Annotated in this window: 5 protein-coding genes; 4 read left to right on the forward strand and 1 reads right to left on the reverse strand. The window is 43.7% G+C overall.

Annotated features, from left to right (window positions below; all coding sequences use genetic code 11):
- Positions 1-187: TIGR03643 family protein (locus B3180_RS10190; protein ID WP_286844342.1), on the reverse strand; the 187-nt coding region annotated here is incomplete at its 3' end.
- Positions 188-523: 336 nt separating this feature from the next.
- On the opposite strand from B3180_RS10190, the gene B3180_RS10195 reads away from it, so the two are divergent.
- From B3180_RS10195 to B3180_RS10210, 4 genes are all read left to right on the forward strand, one after another.
- A complete protein-coding gene (locus B3180_RS10195; RefSeq protein ID WP_286844344.1) occupies positions 524-1,768 on the forward strand; it encodes a diguanylate cyclase in 1,245 nt (414 codons plus the stop codon).
- 92 nt (positions 1,769-1,860) lie between these two features.
- A complete protein-coding gene (locus B3180_RS10200) occupies positions 1,861-2,058 on the forward strand; it encodes a hypothetical protein (RefSeq protein ID WP_054489355.1) in 198 nt (65 codons plus the stop codon).
- A gap of 15 nt (positions 2,059-2,073) precedes the next feature.
- Positions 2,074-2,373 carry a Rho termination factor N-terminal domain-containing protein gene (locus B3180_RS10205; RefSeq protein WP_278356254.1) on the forward strand — a complete coding sequence of 100 codons (300 nt, stop codon included), beginning with the start codon at positions 2,074-2,076 and terminating at the stop codon, positions 2,371-2,373.
- A gap of 76 nt (positions 2,374-2,449) precedes the next feature.
- A partial coding sequence (locus tag B3180_RS10210) for a nuclease-related domain-containing protein (protein WP_286844347.1) occupies positions 2,450-2,885 on the forward strand: 436 nt, incomplete at its 3' end.

A 2,885-nucleotide genomic window follows, 5' to 3' on the forward strand; every position in this document is an offset into this window, starting at 1 on the left:
GTTTAGTATTGCGCCCCGACACACGTTCCCGCCACAAGCGAAAGCTGCCAGGCTTAAGTTGCGAACGCATAAACTTCACAACCTGCTTTTCCTGCAGGCCAAATTGTTCTTCAATAGCCTCAAACGGCGTGCGGTCTTCCCATGCCATTTCAATAATTCGGGATTTCTCAGGTTCGGTCAGGTTCATAGGTGACTATGTAAAAGGTTTTATCAAATTACGTTGGCCAATCTTAATCGGATCGTTTTTTTGTGGTATCGATAAAGCGCTAAAACTATTTAGCATCGTTGAATGAACCCTTTGTCTGGCGCAATCGTATAACTAATGACATATTTAAACGCGAGTTGGGTCTATTTGATAATCCAATTCGTACCACATAGAACCTGTGCGGGTAACCCCCAGCAGTTTAACCTCAGACCAGGGGAACCTTTGGCTATAAAAAAACGAAGTTCACTGATAGCGATAATCCTTTATATTGTGGGGTTAATTCCTTTATTAATGGTTGCGGCCTGGATCGGAGCTTTAGTGGAGGAACGAATTAAGCAATCCGCTAAAGATGAAGCACTAACAGAGCTTCTGCTTGCTAAGTCCTCTTTAGAGGCGTCTCTTTTCAGGGATGTTTTTTTATCCGATAGTCTGGCAACCGTATTCAGTATCGACCCTGAAGATGCGTCTAAGAATTTTCAAAACATTGGTTCTCGTCTGATTGAGAGATCGCAAAATGTTCGTAACGTTGGTATAGCACCAAATGATGTGGTCGAGAAAATTCTACCTCTAAAAGGAAATGAAAGGGCTGTTGGTTTAGATTTTAGAACCGTACCCTCTCAATATAGAACGGTGAAAGCTGCTCGTGACTTAAAAGATGTCTTTCTTGCAGGGCCTTTAGAACTCGTTCAGGGGGGGCGAGCTGTTATAGCCCGGCTTCCTATTTTTTATGATTACCCACGTAGTGAGAATTACTGGGGCTCAATAAGTGTGGTTATTGATTACGACAGACTGATGAACTCGGCAGGGCTTTTATATATTGAGAATGCCAAAGTCGCTTTACGCGGAGTTAATGGACTTGGGGAAAAAGGGGAAGTATTTGAAGGGGACAAACTAACTTTTGAGCAGTCGGATTACCAAGGAACCTTAATAGTCCCTAATGGTGAATGGGCGGTAGCTGCGAAATTTGATGCGACAATTACTCAAACACAATCTCTTCTAATCGATATTGGACGGCTGAGCCTGTTATTTTTGTATACGTTGATTTTCTTTGGAACCTTTATGCTTTGGCGTTCTTACCAAATAGAGCGCAGTATGGCGAATCGAGATGCTTTAACTCAGCTTTTTAATAGACGGTTTTCACTCAGTTATCTCGAAAACTTAATGAGTAAGAGAAAGCCCAAAAAACATTTTTATGTGTTGGTTATTGATCTCAACCGGTTTAAGGAAGTGAATGACAAATATGGTCATGATGTGGGTGATAGCATGTTACAACTCGTCGCTAATGGTCTTGAGAAGTCGGTCCGGGCTTCGGATATCGTGGCCCGAATGGGAGGTGACGAGTTTTTAGTAATTGTGAATAGAGTTGAGACCGAAGAAGCCATTACATCTATCATTGAAAATATAAAAAAGAACGTTGAAAGTGAGAGCGTCGAAGTGTCAGGAAGCATATTGAAACCGTCGTTGAGTATTGGGTTCGCGAGTAACACAGAGGGCGCGGGCACACCTAAAGATCTTTTGAAGCTTGCTGACCAGAGAATGTACGAGGATAAGAGTAAGGGCTAAGTGTATGCCTTTATTTTACTGTTTTTTCTTCTACACTTAACGATGAAAAGGAAAGAAAACGCACTGACATTTTTAATGATTAAGGAGGCTTTATGACAGGGCCAATGAATCCGAAAGTTAAAAAACACGAGCAGGATCTGACCGAAGAAGAAAAGCGCAAGCTGCAGTCGCAGCAGGATAAAGAGAACCAGAGCCGCGAAGATCACCGTCGGCCGGGTTCAACGCATGACACTCATTCGCAAAAAGATAAGCAGATTGCCCCTGAGCAACGTGGCAAGGACTCCCAATAAGAGTAGGAGGCTGTTATGCCTGACGTTTGGCGTGATAAAGACGAGCGAATGTATCAGCATATCAAGCAGTCACAGCTAGATGACGGTAAGAGTGAAGACGAGGCTGAGGAAATTGCCAGTCGTACCGTGAACAAGCAGCGGCGCGAGGAAGGGGTTACTGATAACACCACCACTCAGGGTACCGGTAACCCCAATACCCGGCTGGAAGAGCGCACCAAAGATGAGCTTTATAACCGGGCGCAGCAGCTTGATATTGATAACCGCAGCGAAATGAGTAAAGACGAATTGATTGAGGCGATAAGGCAAAAGCAGTAATGGATTAAAGCTGACGACTGACTGCTTTGATGGTTTAATATGGCCATTAGTAGCAAGGAAAAGTTGTCAAATTGTCATGGCCGACACGCAGTACATAACCAAAAATCGTCTTTCGCAAGAAGTGCATAAAGCCCGCGTATGGGTCGCTATTATTGGCGCGCCTATTGCGGGTTTTTTAATGTATAACTTGCCAAATCTCTGGTGGATTGTTGGGCTAATTTATCTCTTCAGTATTATTGGTGCGGCATCTACTAAACGTTCAGGTGCTAAGGGTGAATTAAAAACACTGAAACTGTTACAACAACTCCCCGATAGCTATGTTTTGTTTAACCAGGTTGATGTCCCTAACTCGCGAGCAAAACGCGGGTTTACTGAGCTGGATTTAATTGTGGTGGGCCCTAACGGTGTGTTTGTAGTAGAAGTGAAAAACAACAATTCCAAAGTAACAGGAGACGAGCAGTCGGCTAACTGGATAGCCCACAAAGTGGGGCGTAAAGGTGGCCGTTATACAG

The organism is Idiomarina sp. UBA4206 (assembly GCF_002383015.1).
GTDB classification, from domain to species: Bacteria; Pseudomonadota; Gammaproteobacteria; order Enterobacterales; family Alteromonadaceae; genus Idiomarina; species Idiomarina abyssalis.

What these genes read in the sequence shown, in the direction of transcription:
- B3180_RS10205 (WP_278356254.1), top strand. Translation starts at nt 2,074, where the DNA reads ATGCCTGACGTTTGGCGTGATAAAGACGAGCGAATGTATCAGCATATC.
- B3180_RS10200 (WP_054489355.1), top strand. Translation starts at nt 1,861, where the DNA reads ATGACAGGGCCAATGAATCCGAAAGTTAAAAAACACGAGCAGGATCTG.